General features: G+C 44.5%; 20 protein-coding genes. 12 read left to right on the top strand and 8 right to left on the bottom strand.

Features of this window, described 5'->3' with window-relative positions:
• The first annotated feature begins 65 nt into the window (after positions 1 to 65).
• On the top strand, positions 66 to 1,289 hold the full coding sequence (locus ACS8FA_RS23980; protein WP_101205694.1) for a vWA domain-containing protein: 1,224 nt from the start codon (positions 66 to 68) through the stop codon (positions 1,287 to 1,289).
• 311 nt (positions 1,290 to 1,600) lie between these two features.
• Entirely contained in the window at positions 1,601 to 2,797 is a 1,197-nt protein-coding gene (locus ACS8FA_RS23975) for a globin domain-containing protein (protein ID WP_439264851.1), read from the top strand.
• A gap of 140 nt (positions 2,798 to 2,937) precedes the next feature.
• Here the strand turns inward: ACS8FA_RS23975 and ACS8FA_RS23970 are convergent, their stop codons facing one another.
• Entirely contained in the window at positions 2,938 to 3,750 is an 813-nt protein-coding gene (locus ACS8FA_RS23970) for a phosphodiester glycosidase family protein (RefSeq protein WP_439264853.1), read from the bottom strand.
• A gap of 105 nt (positions 3,751 to 3,855) precedes the next feature.
• On the bottom strand, positions 3,856 to 5,670 hold the full coding sequence (locus ACS8FA_RS23965) for an FMN-binding glutamate synthase family protein (RefSeq protein ID WP_439264855.1): 1,815 nt from the start codon (positions 5,668 to 5,670) through the stop codon (positions 3,856 to 3,858).
• 176 nt (positions 5,671 to 5,846) lie between these two features.
• Here ACS8FA_RS23965 and ACS8FA_RS23960 point away from each other — a divergent pair, with 176 nt between their 5' ends.
• The 3 genes from ACS8FA_RS23960 (at position 5,847) to ACS8FA_RS23950 (ending at position 8,033) form a co-directional block, all read left to right on the top strand.
• On the top strand, positions 5,847 to 6,137 hold the full coding sequence (locus ACS8FA_RS23960) for a hypothetical protein (RefSeq protein ID WP_520933815.1): 291 nt from the start codon (positions 5,847 to 5,849) through the stop codon (positions 6,135 to 6,137).
• Between the two features lie 18 nt (positions 6,138 to 6,155).
• Positions 6,156 to 6,968, top strand: a complete 813-nt coding sequence (locus ACS8FA_RS23955) for a Hint domain-containing protein (protein WP_439264857.1) — start codon at positions 6,156 to 6,158, stop codon at positions 6,966 to 6,968.
• A 72-nt stretch (positions 6,969 to 7,040) separates the two neighbouring features.
• Positions 7,041 to 8,033, top strand: coding sequence for a hypothetical protein (locus tag ACS8FA_RS23950; RefSeq protein ID WP_439264859.1), 993 nt, complete (start codon positions 7,041 to 7,043; stop codon positions 8,031 to 8,033).
• 73 nt (positions 8,034 to 8,106) lie between these two features.
• Here the strand turns inward: ACS8FA_RS23950 and ACS8FA_RS23945 are convergent, their stop codons facing one another.
• The gene (locus tag ACS8FA_RS23945) at positions 8,107 to 8,934 is read right to left on the bottom strand and encodes an IclR family transcriptional regulator (RefSeq protein WP_439264861.1); all 828 of its coding nucleotides are present in this window, start codon (positions 8,932 to 8,934) and stop codon (positions 8,107 to 8,109) included.
• A 176-nt stretch (positions 8,935 to 9,110) separates the two neighbouring features.
• Here ACS8FA_RS23945 and ACS8FA_RS23940 point away from each other — a divergent pair, with 176 nt between their 5' ends.
• The 3 genes from ACS8FA_RS23940 to ACS8FA_RS23930 all read left to right on the top strand — a co-directional run bounded on the left by ACS8FA_RS23940 (position 9,111) and on the right by ACS8FA_RS23930 (position 12,927).
• A complete protein-coding gene (locus ACS8FA_RS23940) occupies positions 9,111 to 10,295 on the top strand; it encodes an acyl-CoA dehydrogenase (RefSeq protein ID WP_101205689.1) in 1,185 nt (394 codons plus the stop codon).
• Between the two features lie 196 nt (positions 10,296 to 10,491).
• A complete protein-coding gene (locus ACS8FA_RS23935; RefSeq protein WP_439264863.1) occupies positions 10,492 to 11,709 on the top strand; it encodes a CaiB/BaiF CoA transferase family protein in 1,218 nt (405 codons plus the stop codon).
• A 147-nt stretch (positions 11,710 to 11,856) separates the two neighbouring features.
• Complete coding sequence (locus ACS8FA_RS23930) at positions 11,857 to 12,927, top strand: histone deacetylase family protein (RefSeq protein WP_439264865.1); 1,071 nt, start codon at positions 11,857 to 11,859, stop codon at positions 12,925 to 12,927.
• Positions 12,928 to 13,001: 74 nt separating this feature from the next.
• Here the strand turns inward: ACS8FA_RS23930 and ACS8FA_RS23925 are convergent, their stop codons facing one another.
• Positions 13,002 to 13,763, bottom strand: coding sequence for an IclR family transcriptional regulator (locus ACS8FA_RS23925; protein ID WP_439264867.1), 762 nt, complete (start codon positions 13,761 to 13,763; stop codon positions 13,002 to 13,004).
• 220 nt (positions 13,764 to 13,983) lie between these two features.
• On the opposite strand from ACS8FA_RS23925, the gene ACS8FA_RS23920 reads away from it, so the two are divergent.
• The 4 genes from ACS8FA_RS23920 (at position 13,984) to ACS8FA_RS23905 (ending at position 18,678) form a co-directional block, all read left to right on the top strand.
• Entirely contained in the window at positions 13,984 to 15,447 is a 1,464-nt protein-coding gene (locus tag ACS8FA_RS23920) for an NAD-dependent succinate-semialdehyde dehydrogenase (protein WP_439264869.1), read from the top strand.
• Positions 15,448 to 15,648: 201 nt separating this feature from the next.
• The gene (gabT, locus tag ACS8FA_RS23915; RefSeq protein ID WP_201570042.1) at positions 15,649 to 16,911 is read left to right on the top strand and encodes a 4-aminobutyrate--2-oxoglutarate transaminase; all 1,263 of its coding nucleotides are present in this window, start codon (positions 15,649 to 15,651) and stop codon (positions 16,909 to 16,911) included.
• 114 nt (positions 16,912 to 17,025) lie between these two features.
• A complete protein-coding gene (locus ACS8FA_RS23910) occupies positions 17,026 to 17,175 on the top strand; it encodes a hypothetical protein (protein WP_439264871.1) in 150 nt (49 codons plus the stop codon).
• 60 nt (positions 17,176 to 17,235) lie between these two features.
• Positions 17,236 to 18,678, top strand: coding sequence for an APC family permease (locus tag ACS8FA_RS23905; protein ID WP_201570046.1), 1,443 nt, complete (start codon positions 17,236 to 17,238; stop codon positions 18,676 to 18,678).
• Positions 18,679 to 18,756: 78 nt separating this feature from the next.
• On the opposite strand, the gene ACS8FA_RS23900 is transcribed toward ACS8FA_RS23905, so the two are convergent.
• The 4 genes from ACS8FA_RS23900 to ACS8FA_RS23885 form a co-directional block, all read right to left on the bottom strand.
• On the bottom strand, positions 18,757 to 20,130 hold the full coding sequence (locus ACS8FA_RS23900; RefSeq protein WP_201570048.1) for an NAD-dependent succinate-semialdehyde dehydrogenase: 1,374 nt from the start codon (positions 20,128 to 20,130) through the stop codon (positions 18,757 to 18,759).
• A gap of 120 nt (positions 20,131 to 20,250) precedes the next feature.
• Complete coding sequence (gene aguA, locus ACS8FA_RS23895) at positions 20,251 to 21,360, bottom strand: agmatine deiminase (RefSeq protein ID WP_439264874.1); 1,110 nt, start codon at positions 21,358 to 21,360, stop codon at positions 20,251 to 20,253.
• Positions 21,361 to 21,428: 68 nt separating this feature from the next.
• Positions 21,429 to 22,298 (bottom strand): N-carbamoylputrescine amidase, encoded by an 870-nt coding sequence (gene aguB / locus ACS8FA_RS23890; protein WP_439264876.1) that lies wholly within the window; start codon positions 22,296 to 22,298, stop codon positions 21,429 to 21,431.
• Between the two features lie 135 nt (positions 22,299 to 22,433).
• Positions 22,434 to 23,927 carry a Na+/H+ antiporter NhaC family protein gene (locus tag ACS8FA_RS23885; protein WP_101205679.1) on the bottom strand — a complete coding sequence of 498 codons (1,494 nt, stop codon included), beginning with the start codon at positions 23,925 to 23,927 and terminating at the stop codon, positions 22,434 to 22,436.
• Between the last annotated feature and the right edge of the window lie 147 nt (positions 23,928 to 24,074).

The following is a 24,074-nucleotide window of genomic DNA, read 5'->3' as shown; positions in this document are numbered from 1 at the left end:
TACCAATTAATGATATCAGCAATATCACCAGATAATAATATCAGCCAATAAGTGATACGACTCTTATGTTTATCAAACTATTCTATACCTTGCGTACTTACGGCGTGCCAGTTAGTACGCGCGAGCTGCTCGATCTCAATGCCGCGTTAGATAAAGGGCTGATGATGCAGTCGCATCCTGAAGATCCAGCACTGACTACTTTTGCTAGCCGCGAAGATATGTATCGGCTGATTCGACTGTGCATGGTCAAAGATGAGCGCCATTTTGATAAGTTCGATCGGGCAATGGCAGATTATTTTGAAGGTGTCGATAGTCTCGATATGGATGAGCTATTAGCCAAGCTAACGGACGTGCCCAAAGAGTGGCTAGATTTAAAGCTCGATCCAAAGAATCTGACCGAAGAGCAAAGACGCCTACTGAAAAAGTACGGCTCGCTTGAAGAGCTGATGAAGGCGTTAGAAGAACGGTTAAAAGAGCAAAAAGAGCGTCATCAAGGTGGTAGTAAATGGGTAGGCACGGGCGGTACTTCGCCATTTGGTGCCTATGGCGATCATCCAGAAGGCGTACGTGTCGGTGGTGAGTCTCGAAAACGTAGCGCCGCAAAAGTCTGGGAGCAGCGTAAATATCGCAATCTCGATGACGACAATCAGCTCGGTACTCGCCAAATTCAAATGGCGCTACGCAATCTGCGTCAGTTTGCACGGACCGGTAGTGCTGATGAGCTCGATATTCATGAGACGATTAAGCGTACGGCAAAAAAGGGGGTGCTTGATATACATATGCAGGCAGAGCGCCGAAACCGTGTCAAAGTGCTGATGTTGTTTGATGTGGGCGGCAGTATGGATATCCATGTCGAAGCGCTCGAAAAACTGTTTTCTGCGGCAAAAAATGAATTTAAAACCTTAGAGTTCTTTTATTTTCATAACTGCCTGTATGACTATGTGTGGAAGGACAACAATCGTCGCCATAGTGCACCGATGCCAACGTTTGAGCTACTCAATAAATATGGCCGAGAGTATCGTGTCATCTTCGTTGGTGATGCATCGATGTCACCTTATGAGCTGATGACAGTCGGTGGTAGCGTAGAGTATATGAATAATGAAGCGGGCATCGTATGGTTGAAGCGCGTACTGGAGCATTTTGATAAAGTAACTTGGCTCAATCCTGAAAACCCGTCATATTGGCAATATACGCAAACCATCGTTGAGATTAAAAAGCTGTTTGAAAATAAAATGTATCCGATGACGCTACATGGTGTTGAAGAAATGACTCAATATATGGCACGGTAATTTTGATATTCAGCCCGATTGATGAATAAATAAAGCCTGTTAACACAGAGTAAATCATTATAACAACAGCCGTTATGACAACATAGCGGCTGTTTTTTTATCGATGCAAATAAGCTCGATATTGATTGTATATTAGTATGCTTAGTAAAGTGTGATAAAATTCATTTAAAATGAATGTTATAAATATTCTGAATTGGGCGGTTAAAAATTTTGATGACTACTGTAAAAAGGTCTACTCATTATTGCTAGTTTAGACGGATTATGTTTAACATCTCAATTTATCAATGAAGTTAATGACTAAGAGAAACAACATGGCCTCACCAAAAACGTTAGAAATCGTCACCGCAACTGTTCCTGTACTTGAAGAGCATGGCGTTGCGATTACCACTGTGTTTTATAAAAATATGTTTAATCAGCATCCTGAGCTGTTAGATATTTTTAATGAAACCAATCAAAAATTGGGAAGACAGCAGACGGCGCTAGCAACGACAGTATTAGCCGCTGCCAAGCACTTGGACAAACTGGCTACGCTATTGCCACAAGTGACCCAGATTAGCCATAAGCATAGAGCGTTACAGATATTGCCTGAGCATTATCCTATCGTTGGTAAGCATCTAATTGGGGCGATAAAAGAAGTATTAGGTGAGGCGGCTACTGATGACATTATTGACGCTTGGACAGAAGCCTATGATGAAATTGCCTCAGTATTTATCCAGATTGAACATGGTATGTATGAAGAAGCAATGTGGCAGGGGTTTGCACCGTTTAAGGTAGTTAAAAAGGAAGTGGTCGCTACAGATATCGCAGCCTTTACAGTAGTGCTAGTGAACGATAATGAAGATAGTAATCAAGATATTGACCTGAGTAAATTGAACTTAACCGCTGGTCAATACATCACGGTGAAAACAGACCCAAAAGACAGCGACCATATAGCCTTACGTCATTATTCTTTATACTCTGCCAGTACTGATGCAGGCATTCGGTTTGCTGTTCGACGTGATAACCGTAATGAGCATCATGGGTTGGTTTCTAACTATATGCATGATCAACTAGAAGTCGGTGACACGGTTTTATTATCGGCACCAGCTGGTGACTTCGCGCTCAATCAAGATTTGGTACAGCAAAATGATATTCCATTGGTATTGATGAGTGCAGGAGTCGGGGTGACGCCTGTACTGTCTATGCTAGAGGCGCAAGTATTAGCCAATCCTAAACGACCTATTATTTGGGTTTATGCATGTCAAAATATCGCTCATCATGCTTTTTCTGATCAAGTTAATAAATTACTCGAACAGGCTGAGAGTGTAGAAAAGCATATATTTTACTTTGAGTCTGGGCAGTTATTAGATGAGACATGGCTTGCTACCTTGCCTAAGCCTGCTGATATCTATGTATGCGGCTCGATGCCGTTTATGGAAAGCATGATTGATGGGTTAGTAGCATTAGATCATGGGGTCGATAGTGTCCACTACGAACCGTTTGGCCCTAAGATGAGCTTGGGTGGTTAGTTTTTAGCGATTGTTAGCCATTAATTATTACCAATAACAAAAAAAGCACTTGAATGACAACGTCATTTCAAGTGCTTTTTATTGAACGCAATATAAGAAGCAATAGGAGTTAGATATTAACATTGAAATATAGATGCGTATTACTCTTTATTTTCAACCAATCCAATCATCACACCCATCTCTTTTTTGTCTTGCTTATCGATACTAGGTGCATACAACGCTGAGGCAATACCACCATCAAAAAATAGTGCATTTGGACAACCTAGCTCATCCTTGAATAGTTCTCCAAACTGATAGAAGGTAACAGGCTTGTTGCTATTAATGAATTGTATACTGCCGTCACGGCAAACGCCTGCACCATTACGCAGTTTGATTGAGCTGCTATCAGGGTTGAACTGTGGGTGTATCTCGTCATTGATGACTAGCATAGGACCCGATTGCGTCGCATACCAAGGCTGCACATCACCATTGCTTATCTGCTCATTTAACGCATTACTCTCAGTGATTTGCACGTTGCCAGCTTTGTCCCACCACATAACCCCATTAGGTAATAGATGAAAATTACCGCCACCTTCTTTTGTATTTAGCGATTTGAGTTCTTTGCCTTCGATGACGGTATAGCCAATCGGTGCATAGTTTTCATTATACATGCCTGCATTCATCGCAAAGTTGAGACTCTCATTGTTCGGTAATGTGGCCAATAACGCATCAAAGGTTAGCAGAGGCTCGTTGTTATCAGAGGATTGCCAAAACAGTTGTAATGAATAACGCTCGCTCGCTAACGCGGTAGCATCGACACGGCAAACGCTATAAGTAAAAGGTGTGTCTTCAGTCTGACATGACCAGCTGTCTGTATCGCTGCTAGCCGTGTCAGTATTTGATTGCTGGCAGGCACTCAGGCCTAGCGCGAGCACTATCGTTGATAGGGGTAAGGTAAAAATAGAACTTGGCATCAATCACGCATCTTTTAATGTACTAATTATTTAAGTTTGGTTGCTATCTACTGCTTAATTACACATTCATTACTACTTTTTAAATACAACGATTTAGGCGCTGATTCAGTCGCGAGTAGGCGGGAAGTCGCGGATTGTATTATTCACATTACCAATTAATCGTCCACCATCGGTGAGATTGGTCAAATGCTCAGAATTATATCCAGCGCTGTGTTCTGTTGGCGCACCAGTTTCTTTGCCTTTATCGCGTGAGTCTTTGTTATAAGCAATGAGTGCGTCATTATTGGCTAAGAAGCTATCAGGGTTTGCCATGACCCACATTTGGTTGAATACGTCGGCACGAGCGCTATGATCTAGCAGTGCGCCTTTATCGGCAAAATAGAAAAACTTGGATAACAGTTTAATTTGTCCATCATCTAGACGGTGTGCGATATGGTACGGCTGTAATTGGCTAGGATGCTGTAAACCGACCGCGCCTACGATACTGGCAAGCGATTTTAGCGTGTTTTTGTGGAAACTTGCAACACGCTCAGCCTTACTAGGGACGTCGAGCGCCTTTTGACGATATGGATCTTGGGTTGCCACACCCGTCGGGCAAGTGTTGGTATGACAAGAGCGTGACTGAATACAGCCGACTGCAAACATAAAGCCACGTGCTGAGTTGCACCAATCGGCACCTAGCGCAATCATGCGAGCGATATCAAAGCCTGATACGATTTTTCCACTAACACCAAGCTTAATTTTGTCACGAATACCTGCACCGACTAAGGTATTATGTACGAGCAAAAACCCTTCAACCATTGGCATGCCGACATTGTCCATAAACTCGACAGGCGCTGCACCTGTGCCGCCTTCTGCACCATCAATAACGATAAAATCAGGATAGTTATCCGCCTCTATCATCGCTTTGACAATCGCCATAAACTGCCATGGTTGACCAATACATAGCTTAAAGCCAACTGGCTTGCCGCCTGATAAATCACGTAGCTGCTGCCAAAAGGCGACCAGCTCGCGCGGGGTGCTAAATGCGCTATGCGAAGAGGGCGAGATACAGTCTTGACCCGTAGGCACTTGACGTGTGTCCGCAATCTCTTGCGTGATCTTGCTAGAGGGTAGGACACCACCTTTACCAGGCTTGGCACCTTGTGAAAGCTTGATTTCAATCATTTTAACTTGGGGATCGACGGCTTTTTCAGAAAAAGACTGTGGATCAAAGTTACCATCATTATCACGGCAACCAAAATAACCCGTACCCAACTCCCAAATCAAGTCACCACCGAACTTGCGATGATAAGGACTGATAGCGCCTTCGCCCGTGTCATGAGTAAATCTGCCCAATTTTGCGCCTTGATTGAGCGCCATGATGGCATTAGCTGACAGACTACCAAAGCTCATCGCGGAGATATTGAATACCGACATATCGTGTGGTTGCTGACAACGCTCACCGCCGACCATAATTCGAAAGTCTTTGTTCTCTAGTGGTGCACTGATGGTAGATTGCAAAAACCATTCTTTACCATGAGTATATAAATTGTCCAACGTACCAAAGGCATTGGTATCACTGACATTCTTAGCACGTTGATAGACTAGCGCGCGCTGCTGGCGTGAAAACGGTACTTGTTCTTTATCGTCCTCAAGCAGGTACTGGCGAATCTCAGGGCGAAAATCCTCTAATACATAGCGAATATGTCCAGCGATAGGGTAGTTGCTCAATATGGCGTGCTTAGACTGAATCAAATCATAGATACCAAGTGCCACAGCCAAACCACCGATCACAATCAGCCACCAACTTACCAATAATAAGCCCGCTAACAGAATTAAAATCGCCGCGCTAAACGTGCTATAGCGAAGTAATAATCCGATAAAATACGGCGAGCTGGTTTTGGGTTCAGGGTTTAGATTGGTACGAGATTCAGGCATAGCGAGGCTCAATAGTAATGATTGATATAGATAAGATGCTTACATTTGTCGCGTACATCATACACGCATGACGTCATTACGTCGGTATCAATGGGTAACAGCTTGCCAAAATCACTTTCATTAGGAGCGGCATTAGTTCGATTGCACAAATAAGTAATGACAGTATATGCAATAAAGTGATTAAAAATAGCCCATATGTTACTTTAAACAGCAAAACCATCGAGCAGGGTAGCCATAATATTTTAATAAAATATCTAGATGAAGACATGCTGACAACTATTGATCCATTTGATGCGGTGCAATTGGCATATGTGATTGAGGTTTGTATCAACCATAAAAACCAAGCGGCAGCAGGGCGCTACCTGTATGCCAACTCCAGAAATCAGCTAAAAAGCAATAACGACAGCGACCGACTGCGTAAGTATCTGCTAAAGTTTGGGCTGAGGTTTGATGGGTTAAAACGATAATATTAAAAAGGATAAGACATGAACAACACAGGATTTGTGGCAGGGACTTTGATTCTTACAGACAAAGGTTTAGTGCCAATTCAAGATATCAAAGTGGGCGACTTAGTTTTATCAAAGCCTGTACTCTCCAAGCCTGAAGATGGTAGCGGTGACATAGAGTATAAGCCAGTGCTCAAGACCTTTGTGCATAAAGACAAAGAGATGTGGATCGTGCGTTTAGAGAAAAATAATACTTCGCCTTATAGATTAAAACCAGATGATGAAAATTTTGATATTCACAACTATCTGCTTGTCGATGAAAAAATTCAAGCAGCTAGCCGCTTTAGTAGTTTTCTAGCGACGCCCAATCACCCTGTTTGGATCGTTGGTGCCATGGAAAACCCACAGGCGGACATTGAGTTCTATGACCAGCTTCACTTTAAACGTGTGGATGAACTACAGCAGTATGAAATTGCTGTGAATACTGATGGCGTAATGTATACCGTTGAGCGTGTACAACCTACCTATCAAGTCGCTAATGATAATTTAGAATTCAATCCAAATTATTACTGGTATCAAGAGCACTATCATGAAGACTACTACGATGATTATGTACAAGATGCCGAAGCGCATATGCTCGACTACAGCGAAGTAGAATATAAGGGTATGGGATATGTTGATGACATTAGCTTTTATCAGGAGAAAGGCTATTTGGGTCAACATATTGAAGATAATGGAGGCACCATGCGTATGTTCAATCAATTGACCAACGCGCAAGGTGAACATATTTTATATCAGGCAACTGTCTATAATTTTGAGGTGGCAGACAACCATACCTACTTCATTGGTTGAGCAGGACTATGGGTGCATGACGCCAGTTTGAACAATCAGCCAAATCGATAATAAAAAATAAAAGGAAAATTAATGAATAACAAAGGATTTGTCGCGGGAGCGCTCATTCATACGGATAAAGGGTTAGTACCGATTCAAGATATTAAAGTAGGTGACTTAATTTTATCAAAGCCTGTACTCTCCAAGCCTGAAGATGGTAGCGGTGACATAGAATATAAGCCTGTCATAAGTACGTTTACATCCCCGAAAAAGGAAAGAATCTTTAAAGTTGAATACTTTAATGAGACGGTAGCCAAACAAGGTGAAAAAGGTAGAAACTATATCTTATGTACCAGCAACCACCCATTTTGGGTAACTCGCCAGCCTGAAGATTTAGAGGGTGAATGGTTATCGGCGGAGCGTTTACTAGCTGGATATCTAACGTCTGCTCATGGTGATACGATTGCCTTAGACGATTATTCATTTATCCCTGTACGCACCTTACCGAACTTCCCTGAAGGTACAGCGTATACTCAGAGTATTGAGGAACATGACTTATGGGAAACGGACGGTCTGGTTCAATTTGTGAAATTTACGGATAATGGCTATCAGTATGTCAGTTTAGCGGATACAGAAGAAGCGTTCAAAGAAGAAATCAAAACTGTCAATCTGCAAACTTCTGATGCCAAGTTGCTCATCAATGAAAAGGCACCCTTTATTATAGACTCTGATCTTTATAAAACATTGAATGTCCGCTTAGTTCAAGATATGACTCCGTCCGCTCATTCTTTAGAGCGTTATATTGAGTTTGTAAACGCTCCGTTAATGTATGAAGGTAGGATAGTAAGAGAAAATAAGATTACCAATAAAAAGTCTCATGAAATAGCGCTATATACTATTGATAAATATGGTGATGCAACAGGATTATCAGAAGATAGTATTCACGAGCAGATGCGACGCTATAACGATGTCTGCCCCAATCCTTATGAAGACCATGTCTATAACATAGAAGTTGCGGACCATCATACGTATTTCGTCGGGCATGATGCGGTGTGGGTACTGGACGCTAAAGAGCCAGCCAATTAACCAGCTCTTTAGTTTATATCAATAGAAAAATTATGACTGGCTGGAAGGCTTATATCTTCACCATATTACTGTTTTAAACCCCACCACCAATCCGCTCCGCCAACGTTTGCAATTTCGGCACTATCATTTCCGCATAATCGTCCGCTTCCCAATTAGCGCTTGGTACACTGGCATTCAGCGAATACGCGTATTGTCCTGTTGCGACATCATATACCCCAACCGCGACTGCCAAAATATCAGTAGAAAACTCCCCATCAGAGACGGTATAGCCATACTTTTCATAATGCTCTGCCGCGCTGGCTAGGGCGGTTTGCGCATCGTTATATTCTTCAACAGGTAAATTCTCTTGGAGATTGCTAATAACGACAGCCTGTCTCGCTTGCGAGCTTGCCGCATAAAAGGCACGTCCAATGGCAGTGCGTGCCACAGGTACGGCGGAGCCAACCTGTAAGTTGACTGATAGGCGAGCAGGACTACGGCAGCAGGCGTGATAGCGCATTTCTCCCTCGACTTCGGTTGCCAAATTTACAGATACTTCATTCTCACTGGCGAACTGACGTAATAGTGGCTCAGCCGCTGCCACCATGTCATGACGACTCCACGCAGTCGCACTGAGACGTACCGCACTACTGCCCAATTGATACTGACCATAATCACTCGTTCGTAAAAAACCAAGCGTGGTCAAAGTATGGATAAGGCGAGTAATGGTTGCTTTTGGTAGTTCGGTCATTTGACATAGCTGTTGATGGGTGAGCCGCTCATTATGCTCAAAAGCCGCCAGTATGATCAGTCCACGACCCAGTGCTGTGACGAACTGTCGGTCGTTATCTTCCTTGCTCTGGCTCATAATTCCATGTATACGTTCGAGTAGCGGAGTAGCTGTTGATAAGGGTTTCGTCATTTTATACTCATATTTTTTTGATAAAGGTTTACAGGGCAGCGAAAGTTTGGTTAAATGGTTTTAAATTATGAAACTAAGTTTCACACAGCGGAATAACGAAGTCAATGACTTGTTAGACTAAATGATGTATCAATCACTATTCGTCAGTCAGGATGACTGATACCAAGGAGATCCACATGGCAACATCTACTAGCCCACGCTTTGATTGGGAAGATCCTTTCTTATTACGTGACCAGCTCACTGAAGAAGAACGCATGGTCACCGACAGCGCCCGTCAGTTTTTTCAAAAAGAGCTGATGCCTGGCATTATCGAGGCTAATCGCAACGAGAATTTCGATCGTAATATCATGCGTCAAATGGGTGAGATGGGCTTACTTGGTGTCACGATTGAAGGTTATGGCTGTGCTGGCTTATCGAGTGTTGCTTACGGTCTGATTGCCAAGGAAGTGGAAGCCGTTGATTCGGGCTACCGTTCAGCGATGAGCGTGCAGTCAAGCTTGGTTATGCATCCTATTTGGGCGTATGGTACAGAAGAGCAAAGAGAAAAGTATTTGCCAAAGCTTGCCACAGGTGAGTATGTCGGCTGCTTCGGTCTGACTGAGCCAGATTCAGGATCAGATCCTTCGTCGATGTCGACTCGTGCACGCGCTGTGGAGGGTGGTTATGAGCTGACGGGTAATAAAATGTGGATTACCAACAGTCCTATCGCTGACGTGTTTGTCGTGTGGGCAAAAGACGATGCTGGCGAGATTCGTGGTTTTATTTTAGACAAAGGTATGAAAGGCTTATCTGCGCCGAAAATCGAGGGCAAGTTCTCATTACGTGCATCAGTCACTGGTGAGATTGTCATGGACAAAGTGTTCGTTCCTGAAGCCAATGCTTTCCCAGATATCCGTGGTCTAAAAGGGCCCTTTGGCTGCTTGAACAAAGCCCGTTATGGTATCGCTTGGGGTTCGATGGGAGCGGCTGAATTCTGCTGGAAAGCGGCTCGTCAGTACACGCTCGATCGTAAGCAGTTTGGTCGTCCGCTAGCGGCAACGCAGTTGGTACAGCTAAAGCTTGCCAATATGCAGACAGAAATCACCTTAGGTCTACAAGCGGCGCTACGCGTGGGTCGTTTGATGGATGAAGACAATGCAGCACCTGAAATGATCTCACTTATTAAGCGTAATAACTGCGGCAAGGCGCTTGATATCGCTCGCATCGCTCGTGACATGCATGGCGGTAACGGTATCTCTGATGAGTTCCATATTATCCGTCACGTGATGAACTTGGAAGCCGTCAATACTTACGAGGGTACACATGATATTCATGCGCTTATCCTAGGCCGTGCACAGACAGGCATTCAAGCGTTCTTTTAAACGTTTTTAGCTAATAGTTTTTGGTACAACTGTATTTTATGGCGTACGTTACTGCTTAGCTTTTTATTAAAAGAGCATTAACAGTAGCGTACGTTTTTCAGTTGTTCTTCATGATGTAACGGTTAAATAGCTAAATCATGAATAACAATTTTATGATTAAAAAGTCAAAAAATACGCCACACAATAAGGGATTATTATGACTGTCGATAGTAACAGCAATGACTTGGCAAAGGGCGCATTGTATGGTATCAAGGTGCTCGATTTATCGAGAGTGCTGGCTGGCCCTTCTTGCACACAAGTACTTGCTGATCTGGGTGCCGAAGTCATCAAGGTTGAGCGTCCTCATATCGGTGATGAGACGCGTCATTGGGCACCGCCAACATTCAGCGATGATACCTCTGCTTATTACGCTACCATTAACCGCAATAAAAAATCGCTGACGGTAGATATCACTATGCCGACAGGGCAAACCATCATTAAACAGCTAATCGCTGAGAGTGATATCTTGGTCGAAAACTTCAAAGTTGGTGGTCTGAAAAAATACGGCTTGGATTATGACAGTCTAAAACAGTCCAATCCGCGGCTGATTTATGCGTCATTGACAGGGTTTGGGCAGACAGGTCCAGATGCCGCGCGCCCTGGTTATGATTATATTATCCAAGGATTGTCAGGTCTGATGAGTATCACAGGTCCAAGCGATGGCGAACCGCATAAGGTCGGCGTGGCAGTGGTCGATTTATTTGCAGGTTTGCAGCTAACGATTGGTATTCAGGCGGCACTATTGGCGCGTCAAAATACTGGTGTTGGTCAACACGTTGATGTGGCGTTGCTTGATAGTGCGCTTGCCATGCTAGCCAATGTCGGCATGAATCATTTGGCATCCGATAAGATACCGCCAAGGTTGGGCAATCAGCATCCTAATATCGTGCCGTATCAAGTATTTGCGGGCGAGGGCGAGCAGCACTTTATTTTAGCCTGTGGTAATGACAGTCAGTTTGCCAAACTGTGTGAGGTGCTAGCAGTTGATTGGCATACCGATGAGCGCTTTGCGACCAATCCACAACGCGTTGCCAATCGCGAACTGCTGTGCGGTGAGCTGACTAAGCATTTTACTAATCAGCCACGCGCCTATTGGCTAGAGGTTTTAGACCAAGCAGGTATTCCATGCGGTGCGATTCATAACGTGGCTGAAGCCCTGGCCATGCCGCAAGCGCAAGCAAGGAATATGATTGTTAATTTCACCGAGCAAGGCAGTCCAGTACGCGCACTTGGTAACCCTATCAAGTTATCCGCATCACCAGTCAGCTATCGCACGCCGCCACCGCAGTTGAGCGAGCATACTGATAGCACACTTGCTAAACTGGGCTATGACAGCGAGATGATCGCAAAGCTAAAAGCCGATGGAATTGTTTAAAGTAGCGTCGGCAGCCGTATATTTACAGCGATAGAGACTAAACACACAAGCTAGAAAATGGAACTTCTTAAAAAAAACAATGTTAAATAAAGCAGTATCCCAATCAATAATGTAAAACCAAGTAGTGTCAAACAAGGAATGTTGAGCATGAAAATATACAGCCATGAAAATCTAAGTCTGCATAGACCGTTACCTTATTTTTCTTATGGGAAAATGCACGAACCGTTAGAAATACCAGAGCGTATGGTTGAGCTGTTGAAAGCACCAGTGGCTTTGGGTCTAGAAGTCACTACTGCTACCGATGTTGGCATCGCACCAATATTGGCGGTTCATGACTTTGGTTATGTTGAGTTTCTCAAACATGGCTATGATGAGTGGATGGCGGTTGAGGAAGATTTGGGCGCACAGGTGCAGACAGGAATTTTTATGCCGTATGACAATCCGGGTATTGGCATCATGGCAAAAGCAGCTAAGTATCAAGCGGATGACAGTGCGCCCATCAGCGAGCATTCTTGGACATCTATCTATTGGTCGGCGCAAACAGCACTTAACGCAGCCGAAGCACTGCTAAATGATAAGGCAACAGACACCGAGCGTGCTGACAGTCATATACAGCTTTGCTTTTCACGGCCGCCTGGTCATCATGCTCGCAAAAGCGCCGCGGGTGGATTTTGTTATCTGAATAACGCTGCCATCATCGCTGAACATCTACGCCAGAAATATGCAAAAATTGCCATTATCGATACGGATATGCACCATGGACAGGGTATTCAAGAAATATTCTATGACCGTAAAGACGTGCTTTATACTTCAGTACATGGCGACCCCGTTAACTTCTACCCAGCAGTAGCAGGGCACGCGTTTGAAAAAGGCATAGGCGAGGGCGAAGGTTACAACATCAATTTCCCGATGCCACATGGTACCGATGAAGTGGGATTTTTTGAGTATATTGATAAGTCTATCGAGACAATGACCCTATTTGACCCTGATGTTATCGTTCATGTCTTGGGGTTTGATGTTTATGAAAACGACCCAGAAGCGAGATGCGCCGTCAGTACGGAAGGGTTTAAAGTATTGGCGCAAAAGATGAAAGAGCTAAACAAGCCATTGATTGTCTTGGTTGAAGGTGGCTATTATATTCAAAAGCTCAATGACAACCTGCAAGCATTCCTATTAGGACTGATGGACGAGAACAGCAATAGTGGCAGTAATATTTAAATAAAATTGAAAGTAATAAAATAGGTCGCAGAGTGTAGGAGTAAACACTGCGACCTATTTTTTATAGATTCCTATCAATTTGCCGTAAAGCCTAAATGCTGCTCAATTTGCTCCGCCAATTCAATCAATACTGCACTGACCTCAGCCCGTTTAGACTCATACTCTCCTTGTAAAAAACTCACTGCCATACCAGCGACCGCATTGCCTGACGCATTACGAATATAAGTGCCCAAGCAGTACATTCCATCACGCAATTGTCCATCATCGAGAGACACGCGACTCTCCTGTATCGCCGCAAGCTCAGTTGCCAAATCGGTAAAATTCTTGACCCCATGCTGGGTCATCGGCATTGGAAACGTATCTTTATACAATGATTTGATGCTGTCCATCGACAACGTGGATAGCATGGCTTTGCCTGTCGCAGAAAATACGGCAGGTACGCGAACGCCTGCTCGAAAAGTAAAGCCAAGCGGTGCAGGGGACTCATGACAAGCCAAAAATACCACTTCGCCCAAGTCCAGTTTTGATAAGGTAACCGTGTGCTGAAGAAGTACCGGATACTGCACAATCAAATCTTTAAACAACTGCACCACGCCTTGCTGCTGCTCGTACTTGCCTGCCCAGTACATCAAATATGAACCCAAATAAAAACGGCTTTCAGGGTCTTTGTAAATGACATGTTTGGTCAATAGACTCTGCAAAATATTGTGAGTGGAGCTACGCGGTAGCCCAAGCTCTTTTGCGATATGAGCCGCTGTCAGAGGCTGTGAGCTATCGGTAATCAAGTCCAAAATCTGAAACGTTTTGTCTAGCGCAGGCACGGCAGTCGAGCTCATAAATAACCTATAAAGTGAAATAAAAGAAAGAAGTACAAGATAATTTTTAAAATAATGAGATTAAGGGTTGCAAATCGCGTCATATCGTTCTTATAATGACGTCTCGTATATAGAATACGTGTTCAGTATATTGAACAAATAATGAATTATCAATAATTATTTACGACTTACCATTGTATCCATTATTATAAATACACCCTATATGACAAGGAGCGTCAACATGTCACACGCGCTGCAGTTATCAAATCCAGATTTACTCAAACAATCTTGCTTCATCAAAGACGGCTGGCATGCTGCTAGTGATGAAGCTGTACTTGATGTCAACAATCCTTTTAATGGCGATCTCATTGGTACTGTACCAAGCCTCACCACAGAAGATGTCAACGAAGCCGTTGCTTATGCTCATGATGTCCAAGCAGACTGGGCAGCAAAAACAGCCAAAGAGCGTGCAGAGTTATTGCAAAAATGGGCTGATCTAATCGATGCCAATAAAGAAGATTTGGCCATCATTATGACTGCTGAGCAAGGTAAGCCGCTGACTGAGTCACGTGGTGAAGTGGGTTATGCCAACAGCTTTATCCGTTGGTTTGCCGAAGAAGGCAAGCGCGTCTATGGTGATGTGATTCCTGCTAATAGCACACAGCTACGTCATGTCGTTCTTAAGCAGCCAGTCGGTGTTTGTGCTGCTATCACGCCTTGGAACTTCCCAGCTGCGATGATCACGCGCAAAGTTGCTCCTGCACTAGCAGCAGGCTGTACGATTATCGTCAAACCTGCTACCGAGACACCTTACTCTGCATTGGCACTAGGTGTATTGGCAGAGCAAGCGGGTATTCCTGCTGGCGTCATTCAGGTCGTAACCGGTAAGTCTTCTGTCATCGGCGACATCCTAACGGGTGATGCACGCATCCATAAACTATCATTTACAGGCTCTACAGAAGTAGGCCGTACGCTGATGGCACAATGCGCGCCAACTATTAAGAAGCTATCGTTAGAGTTGGGTGGCAATGCGCCATTTATCGTCTTTGATGATGCCGATCTAGAGAAAGCCGCTGCTGGTTTAATCGCTTCTAAATATCGTAATGCTGGTCAGACCTGTGTCTGTGCCAACCGCGTATACGTGCAAGACAGCATCAAAGATAAATTCTTAGACGTATTTGTCAAAAAAGTCGCTGAATTAAAAGTAGGTAACGGCCTAGAAGAGGGCGTCGATATTGGTCCTCTTATCAACAAAAAAGCGTTAGATAAAGTCCAAGCCTTGCTAAAAGACGCGCTAGATAAAGGCGCAAAGCTGGTCACTGGCGGTAGTATCAATGATGCTTCAGAACTGACTTATAACCCAACGGTTATCACCGATATTAGCAGTGATATGGACATCGCCTCTGAAGAAATTTTTGGACCAATTGCAACCATTTTTACTTTCAAAGACGAAGCAGAAGTTATCCGTGCTGCTAACGATACTATCTATGGCTTGGCCGCTTACTTCTATAGTAGCGACTATGCACGCTCATGGCGTGTTACTGAAGGGTTGGAGTACGGCATTATCGGTCATAATACTGGTCTAATTTCTACAGAAGTTGCCCCATTTGGCGGCGTGAAGCAATCTGGCTTTGGCCGTGAAGGTTCAAAATACGGTATCGAAGACTATATCACAACCAAATACTGGTGCTCTGATATCACCTAATAGCCATAACCTAATGAGTTGGCTTAATGGTTAGGAAAGTAGCAATTAAAAAAGAAAAAACTAGCGTAAATTTTTAGATATCTATGGTGTTTTGGGTCAAATAAACACCATTTGATATCTACTGAGTACAAAGACAGACATCAAATAAACCGCCAATCTCTAGATGGCACTTATGTTACGAACAAAGAAAAGGACATTCCCATGACGACTACCAATCAATCATTACTTGAGCGCCGCAAAGCTGTTTTACCAACAGGACTTGGGGTTGCCTTTCCTATCTTTGCAGAAAAAGCAAAGAACTCAGAAATCTGGGACATCGAAGGCAAGCGCTATATCGACTTTGTCGGTGGTATCTCAGTATTGAACACGGGTCATAGCCATCCAAAAATTACCCAACGTGTCCATGAGCAGCTAGACAAATTTACGCACACTGCAGCGCAAATGATTAACTACGAATGCTACGTGGATCTGGCTGAAAAGCTGTGTGAAAAAGCGCCTATCAGTGGCGATACCAAAGCATTCTTTTTGACCACTGGCGCAGAAGCGGTTGAAAACTGCATCAAGATTGCTCGTGCTAAAACCCGTCGTCCAGGCGTGATTTCTTTTGTTGGTGGCTGGCATGGTCGTACCATGATGTGTATGAGCCTAACTGGCAAAGTATTGCCATACAAAAAGAACTTTGGCCCGATGCCAGGACCTGTATTCCATGCATTGTTCCCTGCAGAAGAGCTGAACGTAACAGAAGCGCAAGCACTGCACAGCCTTGACATGATCTTCCAAGCAGACATCGATCCTAGTGAAGTGGCGGCAATGATTATCGAGCCAGTCCAAGGTGAGGGTGGTTTCCATCAAGTAACGCCGTCATTTGCCAAAGCCTTGCGCGAGATTTGTGATGAGCATGGCATCGTGCTTATTTTTGACGAAGTACAGTGTGGTTTCGCCAGAACCGGTACGTTGTTCGCCACTGAACAGCTAGGCGTTGAGCCTGATCTAATGACTGCTGCGAAGAGTTTGGCGGGTGGTTATCCTATCTCTGCGGTCATCGGTCGTGCTGACATCATGGATGCGCCGCAAGTAGGCGGCTTGGGCGGTACTTACTCTGGTAACCCACTTGCTTGTGTGGCGGCGCTTGCTGTTATGGAAGTGATCGAAGAAGAAAACTTACTTGAGCGTAGTATCGAGATTGGCGATACCATTGCTTCATTCTTAAAAGGCTTGAACCTTAGCAGTATCGGTCATATCCGTCATAAGGGCGCTATGCTAGCGTTTGAATTGATTGATAGCGAAGGCAAACCTGATGCAGCCGCCGCAGCCAATCTAAAAGCAAAATCATTTGAGCAAGGTTTGCTACTAGCGTCTTGTGGTATGTATGGCAATGCCATTCGTGTGATGGTGCCACTGACGGTTGAAGATGAAGTGCTACAAGAAGGCCTTGATATTATCAAAGGTATTCTAACGGCATAAGCAATACTGAGTGTTATTTACTTTAGCGATGGAGCGCTTTTAACCAAGTACAGCTAGTTCAAGTACCTATATTGGTTAAAAGATTGTATGAAAGATAACGGCAAGGTTGCCCTTATGACGCTCGCTTTGAGTGAGTTTTTTAACGGCGCCTTGCAAGTCAAGACGCCGTTTTTGTATTTGCTGTTTGAATACTATACCGACGGCAAAGCTAAACTTTGCGGCGACGCGACAGACACAACAAACATGATGGGTATGATCCCATGAAACAAAAATAGTGTAGCTGTAACAGGCTCACACGGATGAAACACAGACAAGGAGTAGGTTATGTCTGAATTAAAAAAGTCGCTAGGGGTGTTCGATATCATTGCACTGGCATTCGGTGCAATGGTCGGTTGGGGCTGGGTTGTACTGGCAGGTAGTTGGATCATCTCGGCAGGTATATGGGGCGCAATTAGCGCCTTTTTGATAGGCGGTCTGGTAGTTGTATTGATTGGTGTGACATATGCTGAACTTGCAGCCTCTATGCCAATTACTGGCGGTGAGCATACTTATACTCACCGAGCACTAGGGGTCAATGTCTCCTTTATTTGCTCATGGAGTATTTTGTTCGGTTACTTCTCAGTCGTCGCGTTCGAGGCCGTGGCGCTGCCCACCGTCGTCGAATACATTATTCCCAATTATAGCCAAGGGTATCTTTGGAATGTTGCTGGCTGGGATGTTTACGCCACTTGGGTAGGCGTCGGGATGCTCGGTTCAGTGATTGTTACTTGGCTGAACATACGCGGTATGGAAGTCAGCGCGTGGTTCCAAAAAACAGCAGTCGTCGGTATCTTTCTAGTTGGTATATTACTGTTCGTAGGGGCGTTACTGTTCAGTCCTGAAACTTCTAATACCGTACAAGCGCCTAACTTTATTGGCGGTATGGGTGGCATCATGACGGTGATGGTAATGGTACCGTTCTTGTTCGTTGGCTTCGATGTCATTCCCCAAGCGGCAGAAGAAATCAATCTATCTCGTCCGAACATCGGTAAGTTTTTGATCGTCTCTATTATTATCGCTGTACTGTGGTATGTAGCAGTCGCCTGGAGTGTGGGCAAGACTTTACCGCTATTACAGGCGCAAGACTCAACATTGGCAACGGCTGATGCGATGACCAATGCTTGGAATGGTAAATGGGCTGGTACGTTACTGGTTATTGGCGGCGTGCTAGGTATTTTATCGAGCTGGAATGCGTTTCTTATCGGTGGTAGTCGTCTGCTATATGCTATGGGCAAAACGCACATGTTGCCGCAGTTTTTGTGCAAACTGCATCCGAAATATAATACGCCCGTCAATGCGATTTTATTAATCGGTGGTCTCGCGACACTTGCGCCATTATTTGGTCGCAAAATGCTGGTATGGATTGTAGATGCTGGCGGGTTCGGTATTGTTATTGCTTATACTTGTGTGGCTCTTTCATTCTTAGTGCTGCGCTACCGTGAGCCTGATATGGTACGTCCGTTTAGAGTACCAGCAGGTAAATTGGTTGGCATTATCACCATTATCTTAAGTCTCGGTATGTTGGCACTATATCTACCAGGTATGCCATCAGCACTTGTCGCTATTGAGTGGTGGATTTTCCTTGGCTGGATCGTACTTGGTGGGGTATTGTACGGTTATGCTACGATGAAGAATCCTGGTAAGAGTAAAGATATTATGGATCACGAGCTGCATGAGCTAAAAACGGCTAACCAGCAATGGTTAAAAGAAAATCCATATAAAAAGTAGACTTACTTAAATTACCTTTCATAAAAAAGCCTAACGTCAAACGTTAGGCTTTTTTTATTTAACTAAGATTTTAATCTATTAAGACTTATCACGGATCAGCTTATAGTTTAAGAATTCAGTGATACCAAGAGTGCCAAGCTCGCGACCAAATCCTGAACGTTTAACGCCGCCAAATGGTGTGTTTGCTTCCGTACCAGAAGGTGCGTTGATCGTGACCATGCCCACTTCCAATTTGTCAGCAATGTCAGCAGCTAGGGCAGCATCTTGCGTTTGGATAGAGGCACCAAGACCGAAAGGCACATCGTTGGCAATCTTGATAGCATGGTCGATATCATTTGCTTTATAGACGACTGCTACAGGACCAAACAGCTCTTCACGATATACATCCATGGATTCAGTTACATCTGTCAGTACCGCAGGCTTAAACCAAGCACCAGGCTTGTCTTTGTCCATGCCGCCTTCTACTAATACTGTCGCACCTGCTTGGATAGCACTGTCTAACTGCGCTTGCAAGTTGACCGCAGCGGCTTTTGATGACATTGGGCCAATAAACGTATCTTCTTTAAGCGGGTCGGCCAAAGTCATGTTGCTGACCGCATTGGTAAAGCCTTCGACGAATTTGTCATAGACTGATTCAATGACGATCAAACGCTTGGCTGCGTTACAGGCTTGTCCAGTATTACCAAAACGACCAGAGATAGCGCCTTGTATCGCTTGTTCGATATCGGCATCGGCTGCGACGATAAAGGCATCTGAACCACCCAATTCTAAAACGACTTTTTTGAGTGCGCCGCCAGCTTCTTTTGCCACGGCTTGTCCAGCGCGTTCAGAACCTGTTAGCGAGACACCTTGTACGCGTGTGTCATTGATAATGGTCGCTGATTGATCATTGGTTGCAAAGATATTGTTATAAACGCCTTCAGGTACGCCTGCATCTTTGAAGATATCGACGATGACTTCTGCGGTGTTTGGACACTGCGGTGCGTGTTTTAGAATAATTGTATTACCCGCCATAAAGTTTGGCGCGACAAAACGGGCGACTTGGTAATGTGGATAGTTCCACGGCATGATACCTAATAGCGCGCCTACAGGGTGTTTTTCTACCGATGCTGATCCTGAATCAACTTCAATGGTACTGGTTGCCAGTAGCTGCTCAGCGTTATCTGCATAGTAGCGATATATATCAGCCACCAGACCAATTTCGCCTTTTGCTTGGGCAACAGGTTTGCCCATCTCATTTGCAACGATACGTGATAGCTCGTCTTGACGCTCAAGATAGATATCAGCGATTTTATGCAGTAATGCACTGCGCTCATTTAATGGCACTTTACGCCAGTCTTGATAAGCGGTATCTGCTTGCTCAATGACTTGTTGGATATCTTGTTCAGTGGCGGTAGGGTAAGTGGCTTCTAGTTCGCCAGTGGCTGGATTGTTGATTTGATAATCGCTCATACTTTTTCCTTATTTTTAGCGTGTTTTTGGGTTTAAAATCCATTTTTGGGTTTATGCTTATACTTTCAGTTGCTAATAAGTGCGATTTATTATGGTTCACTCTATACCAAGCGGCGTGTTTTAGAGTGACGCTTTGGTTACAGGTTGTTGCTGGGTAATACAATGAATATTACCGCCGCCATAGACAATCTCTTTTGTGCGTACTCCCACTACTTGATGCTGCGGAAAGATTTTTTCAAGCTGCTCGATGGCGAGTGCATCATTTATATCATCATATTGCGGTACGATGACCGCGTCATTACAAATCAAAAAGTTGGCATAGGAGGCGATACAAACATCACCCGTTAGGCGAGGTTTGGCATCATGAGACTGTACAATGTCATAATCGTCGGGCAAGGTCACTGGCTGCTGAGTACAGCACAGCTTATGGACTGTTAGTCGTCTGCCTTTTGCGTCAGTCATATTTGAGAGCTGTTTATAGGCTTTTTGCGTTGCTTCATAGAACGGGTTTTCAGGATCATCCGTGAATAAGCAAACCACTTCATCAGGGCGCGCAAAGCAGGCGATATCGTCGATGTGACCTGTAGTCTCATCAGGATCGATACCATCATCAATCCAGAGCACTTTTTGAACATTGAGATAGGCTTTTAGCTTGTCCTCGATTTGCTGCTCGTTCAGATGTGGATTGCGTCCTGGGCTTAGCAGGCACATGCGCGTGGTCAAAACCGTGCCTTCACCATCGACATGAAACGCGCCGCCTTCCATGACAAAGTCATCCGTTCGATAACGCGGAATATCTAGCTGCTCACACAAGCGTTCTGCGAGTTTATCATCGTCATCCCATGGCGAGTAGAGGCCATCATAGTCTCCGCCCCACGCATTGAATGTCCAATCACAAGCGCGTAGCTCGCCTGCGTCATTGATTAAGAATGTCGGCACAGTATCACGCGCCCACGCATCGTTGCTCGGCATAGAGATAACGTCGATATCATCAGGTAAGCCATCGCGGCACTGCTGATAATCGTCAGGATTGACCAGTACGCCAACGTCACAAAAATTGTTAATTGCCAGTGCAACATCAGCATAAGCCCTCTTGGCAGGGATAGCTTGTTGTCGCCAGTTATCAGCACGGTATGGCCAGACCATCCATACCTTTTGTATTGGCTCAAACTCTGCTGGCATGTAAAAGCCATCTTGCTGCGGGGTTGAGTCTGTCAGTAATATAGACATAAAATCACCTTATCGTACACGAGCGACTATAAAAATAGTGAGAGTAAACTAAAGAGACGGAAATCAAATTAACCGTGAGTGAGCAGCGTGCCATACATCGATGGGCGACGGTCACGGAACACACCCCATTGCTGACGATCGATAGCCAGTTGATCTAAGTCAAAGGTCGTACTAATCACTTCGCTAGTATCTGCTGACGCTTCTCTTATGATGTCGCCGCGGCCATCGGTAATGAACGAGCTACCATAAAACTGCATCGTGCTGTCATTGCCATTTTGGCTGATGGTTTCTGTGCCAATGCGATTGGCTGCGATAACTGGCATCAGGTTGGCGGCAGAATGGCCTTGCATACAGCGCTGCCAATGGCCTTTTGAGTCGATACCAAGTGTTGGCTCATCACCAATGGCAGTCGGGTAAAACAGTAATTCGGCACCCATCAATGCCATGCTACGAGCGCATTCAGGGAACCATTGATCCCAGCAGATACCGACACCAATCTTAGCGTATTTGGTTTGCCAAACCTTAAACCCTGTATCACCAGGGGTAAAGTAAAACTTTTCGGCATAAGGAATGCCGTCTGGTATGTGAGTTTTGCGATAAGTGCCCAGTATCTCGCCATCGGTATCGATCACAGTGATGCTATTAAAGAATGTATTGCCTGATTTTTCATAAAAGCTAATCGGCAGTACCACTTCTAACTCTTTCGCTAGTTGTTTGAAGTGATTGATAGCTGCATTGTCTTCGACTGAAGTTGCCAGTTTAAAATAATCAAAGTCATGAACTTGGCAGAAGTAGGGCGTCTCAAACAATTCTTGTAGCAAGATAATATTGGCACCATCGTTGGCCGCTTTTTTGACCAAGTCAGTCGCGGTCGCAATGTTTTTCTGGATATCCCAGCCGCATGTCATTTGCGTGGTCGCCACAGTAACGTTTCGCATGATCTCAATCCTTTTATTGATAGATAAGTAATACTATATATAGATGATAATTCGTATTTACTAACGAACAATTTCTTATCATTCGTTAGTGTATAGCGACAATAGTTAAGTCCATATTGGTTAAGTTTTATCGGCTTAAGCCATCATATAGCCCAATCCTAAGAAGGTCACGACGGACAGTCCTGCACCTAACATCGCATACGGGAACTGGGTAAAGGCATGCTGCATGGGTGAGCAGCCAGCACCTTGCGCGGCAAGTAATGATGAATCACTAAAGAAACACGCATGACTACCGAATGATGAGGCCGATAACAATGCGCCAATCATAAGTGGTGTGCTCACGCCAAGGGCGAGCGATATTGGGAACACGATAGGCATCGCCAACACGTATAGGCCCCAGCTTGATGAAGTGGCAAAGGTCAAGAATGCCATGACCGCAAAGATAACCGCAGGGAAGATAATAATGGTCATATAAGGCGTGATAGCCTCAATCACATACATAGTCATACCAAGCTCATCGTTGATTGCTTTTAAGAAAAAGCCACCAATAACGGTCGAGAGTGGATAGAGCATGACTTTAAAGCCTTTAAAAATGGCTTCAACTTGTGTCTCAAAGCTCAAGATACCTTGCATCCAGTAGACAACGACAGTCACAAAACAGGTTAATAACGCCCCGCGTAACAGATCGATTTCAAAGTAAACGGTTGAGACAATCAATAGAATCATTGGAAAAGCAAAGTTAGCGATGTTGGCTTTGAACGACAGCTTACGCTTGGCTTTGACGTTTGATATCAGTTGTTCTTCGACAAATGCTTCAGGAACAGGGTTGCCAGCCTTGGCGCGTTTCTCTGCTTTTTTCATCGGTCCCCAATCGCCCAATATGCCATAAGCAACCAAGAATACAATCAGTAAAGCAAACCAAGCATAGGCCATATAAGGGATAGCGCTGATATAAAGCCCAATGCCTTCGCCATCTGCTGCTACGCCGTTTTCTTCTAGCAGACCTGCAAAGTAAACGGCCCAAGTCGAGATAGGCACGATAATACACATAGGGGCAGCGGTTGAATCGACGATATAGGCGAGCTTTTCACGGGAGACGTTATAGACGTCAGTGAGTTTTTTGACGGAGGTGGATACGGCCAAGCAGTTCAAATAATCATCGATAAAGACCACAACACCCAAAGCAAAAGTGGCCAACAATGACTGACGACGCGACTTGATGATTTTTTGTAGCCATTCACTAAAACCATCGAGGCAGCCACTGATTTCAAGAAGTTGAATTAACCCGCCCATCAGACCACAGACGAGGACAATCCAGATAATGGTCTCGTTGCCCAAAACCATCGACATATTGTCTGCAAAGGGGGAAACCAGATCAAAGGGGTTGAGCATCACAAGGCCAGCGACGCAGCCTGCGATCATAGATTCAAACGGTCGCCTAGAGACAATGGCGGTGACTAATACTAATAATGTGGGTAATAAAGATAAAGCACCCCAAGATTCATCTGGACCACGGCTCATGGATAGCCAAGCAAAGGCCAGATAGATGACGACGGCTACTATTACGGTGAGAAAGACTCGCTTGTTATGATAGTGCCCTTCGACAGCATCATTGAGTTTCATGTTCATACTTACGCTCCCTGTAGAACCTCATTTTTTAAAACAAACTCTATTCGGTGGTTGATGCTCGACAGCCAGTAGCGAATCAACTTTCTATCGAGCTTCCTATCACAGCAATCCATTACTGTGATAGGTCAAGGCAACAGTAGTTTTTAT

It is taken from the genome of Psychrobacter sp. 1Y1 (assembly GCF_051847395.2).
GTDB lineage: Bacteria > Pseudomonadota > Gammaproteobacteria > Pseudomonadales > Moraxellaceae > Psychrobacter.
Note: the sequence above shows the minus strand (reverse complement) of the source record. Positions and strands in the feature narration are given on the sequence as shown.

Coding starts and splice junctions, on each gene's coding strand:
- ACS8FA_RS23980 (WP_101205694.1), top strand. CDS start 66: ATGTTTATCAAACTATTCTATACCTTGCGTACTTACGGCGTGCCAGTT.
- ACS8FA_RS23975 (WP_439264851.1), top strand. CDS start 1,601: ATGGCCTCACCAAAAACGTTAGAAATCGTCACCGCAACTGTTCCTGTA.
- ACS8FA_RS23970 (WP_439264853.1), bottom strand. CDS start 3,750: ATGCCAAGTTCTATTTTTACCTTACCCCTATCAACGATAGTGCTCGCG.
- ACS8FA_RS23965 (WP_439264855.1), bottom strand. CDS start 5,670: ATGCCTGAATCTCGTACCAATCTAAACCCTGAACCCAAAACCAGCTCG.
- ACS8FA_RS23955 (WP_439264857.1), top strand. CDS start 6,156: ATGAACAACACAGGATTTGTGGCAGGGACTTTGATTCTTACAGACAAA.
- ACS8FA_RS23950 (WP_439264859.1), top strand. CDS start 7,041: ATGAATAACAAAGGATTTGTCGCGGGAGCGCTCATTCATACGGATAAA.
- ACS8FA_RS23945 (WP_439264861.1), bottom strand. CDS start 8,934: ATGACGAAACCCTTATCAACAGCTACTCCGCTACTCGAACGTATACAT.
- ACS8FA_RS23940 (WP_101205689.1), top strand. CDS start 9,111: ATGGCAACATCTACTAGCCCACGCTTTGATTGGGAAGATCCTTTCTTA.
- ACS8FA_RS23935 (WP_439264863.1), top strand. CDS start 10,492: ATGACTGTCGATAGTAACAGCAATGACTTGGCAAAGGGCGCATTGTAT.
- ACS8FA_RS23930 (WP_439264865.1), top strand. CDS start 11,857: ATGAAAATATACAGCCATGAAAATCTAAGTCTGCATAGACCGTTACCT.
- ACS8FA_RS23925 (WP_439264867.1), bottom strand. CDS start 13,763: ATGAGCTCGACTGCCGTGCCTGCGCTAGACAAAACGTTTCAGATTTTG.
- ACS8FA_RS23920 (WP_439264869.1), top strand. CDS start 13,984: ATGTCACACGCGCTGCAGTTATCAAATCCAGATTTACTCAAACAATCT.
- gabT (WP_201570042.1), top strand. CDS start 15,649: ATGACGACTACCAATCAATCATTACTTGAGCGCCGCAAAGCTGTTTTA.
- ACS8FA_RS23910 (WP_439264871.1), top strand. CDS start 17,026: ATGACGCTCGCTTTGAGTGAGTTTTTTAACGGCGCCTTGCAAGTCAAG.
- ACS8FA_RS23905 (WP_201570046.1), top strand. CDS start 17,236: ATGTCTGAATTAAAAAAGTCGCTAGGGGTGTTCGATATCATTGCACTG.
- ACS8FA_RS23900 (WP_201570048.1), bottom strand. CDS start 20,130: ATGAGCGATTATCAAATCAACAATCCAGCCACTGGCGAACTAGAAGCC.
- aguA (WP_439264874.1), bottom strand. CDS start 21,360: ATGTCTATATTACTGACAGACTCAACCCCGCAGCAAGATGGCTTTTAC.
- aguB (WP_439264876.1), bottom strand. CDS start 22,298: ATGCGAAACGTTACTGTGGCGACCACGCAAATGACATGCGGCTGGGAT.
- ACS8FA_RS23885 (WP_101205679.1), bottom strand. CDS start 23,927: ATGAACATGAAACTCAATGATGCTGTCGAAGGGCACTATCATAACAAG.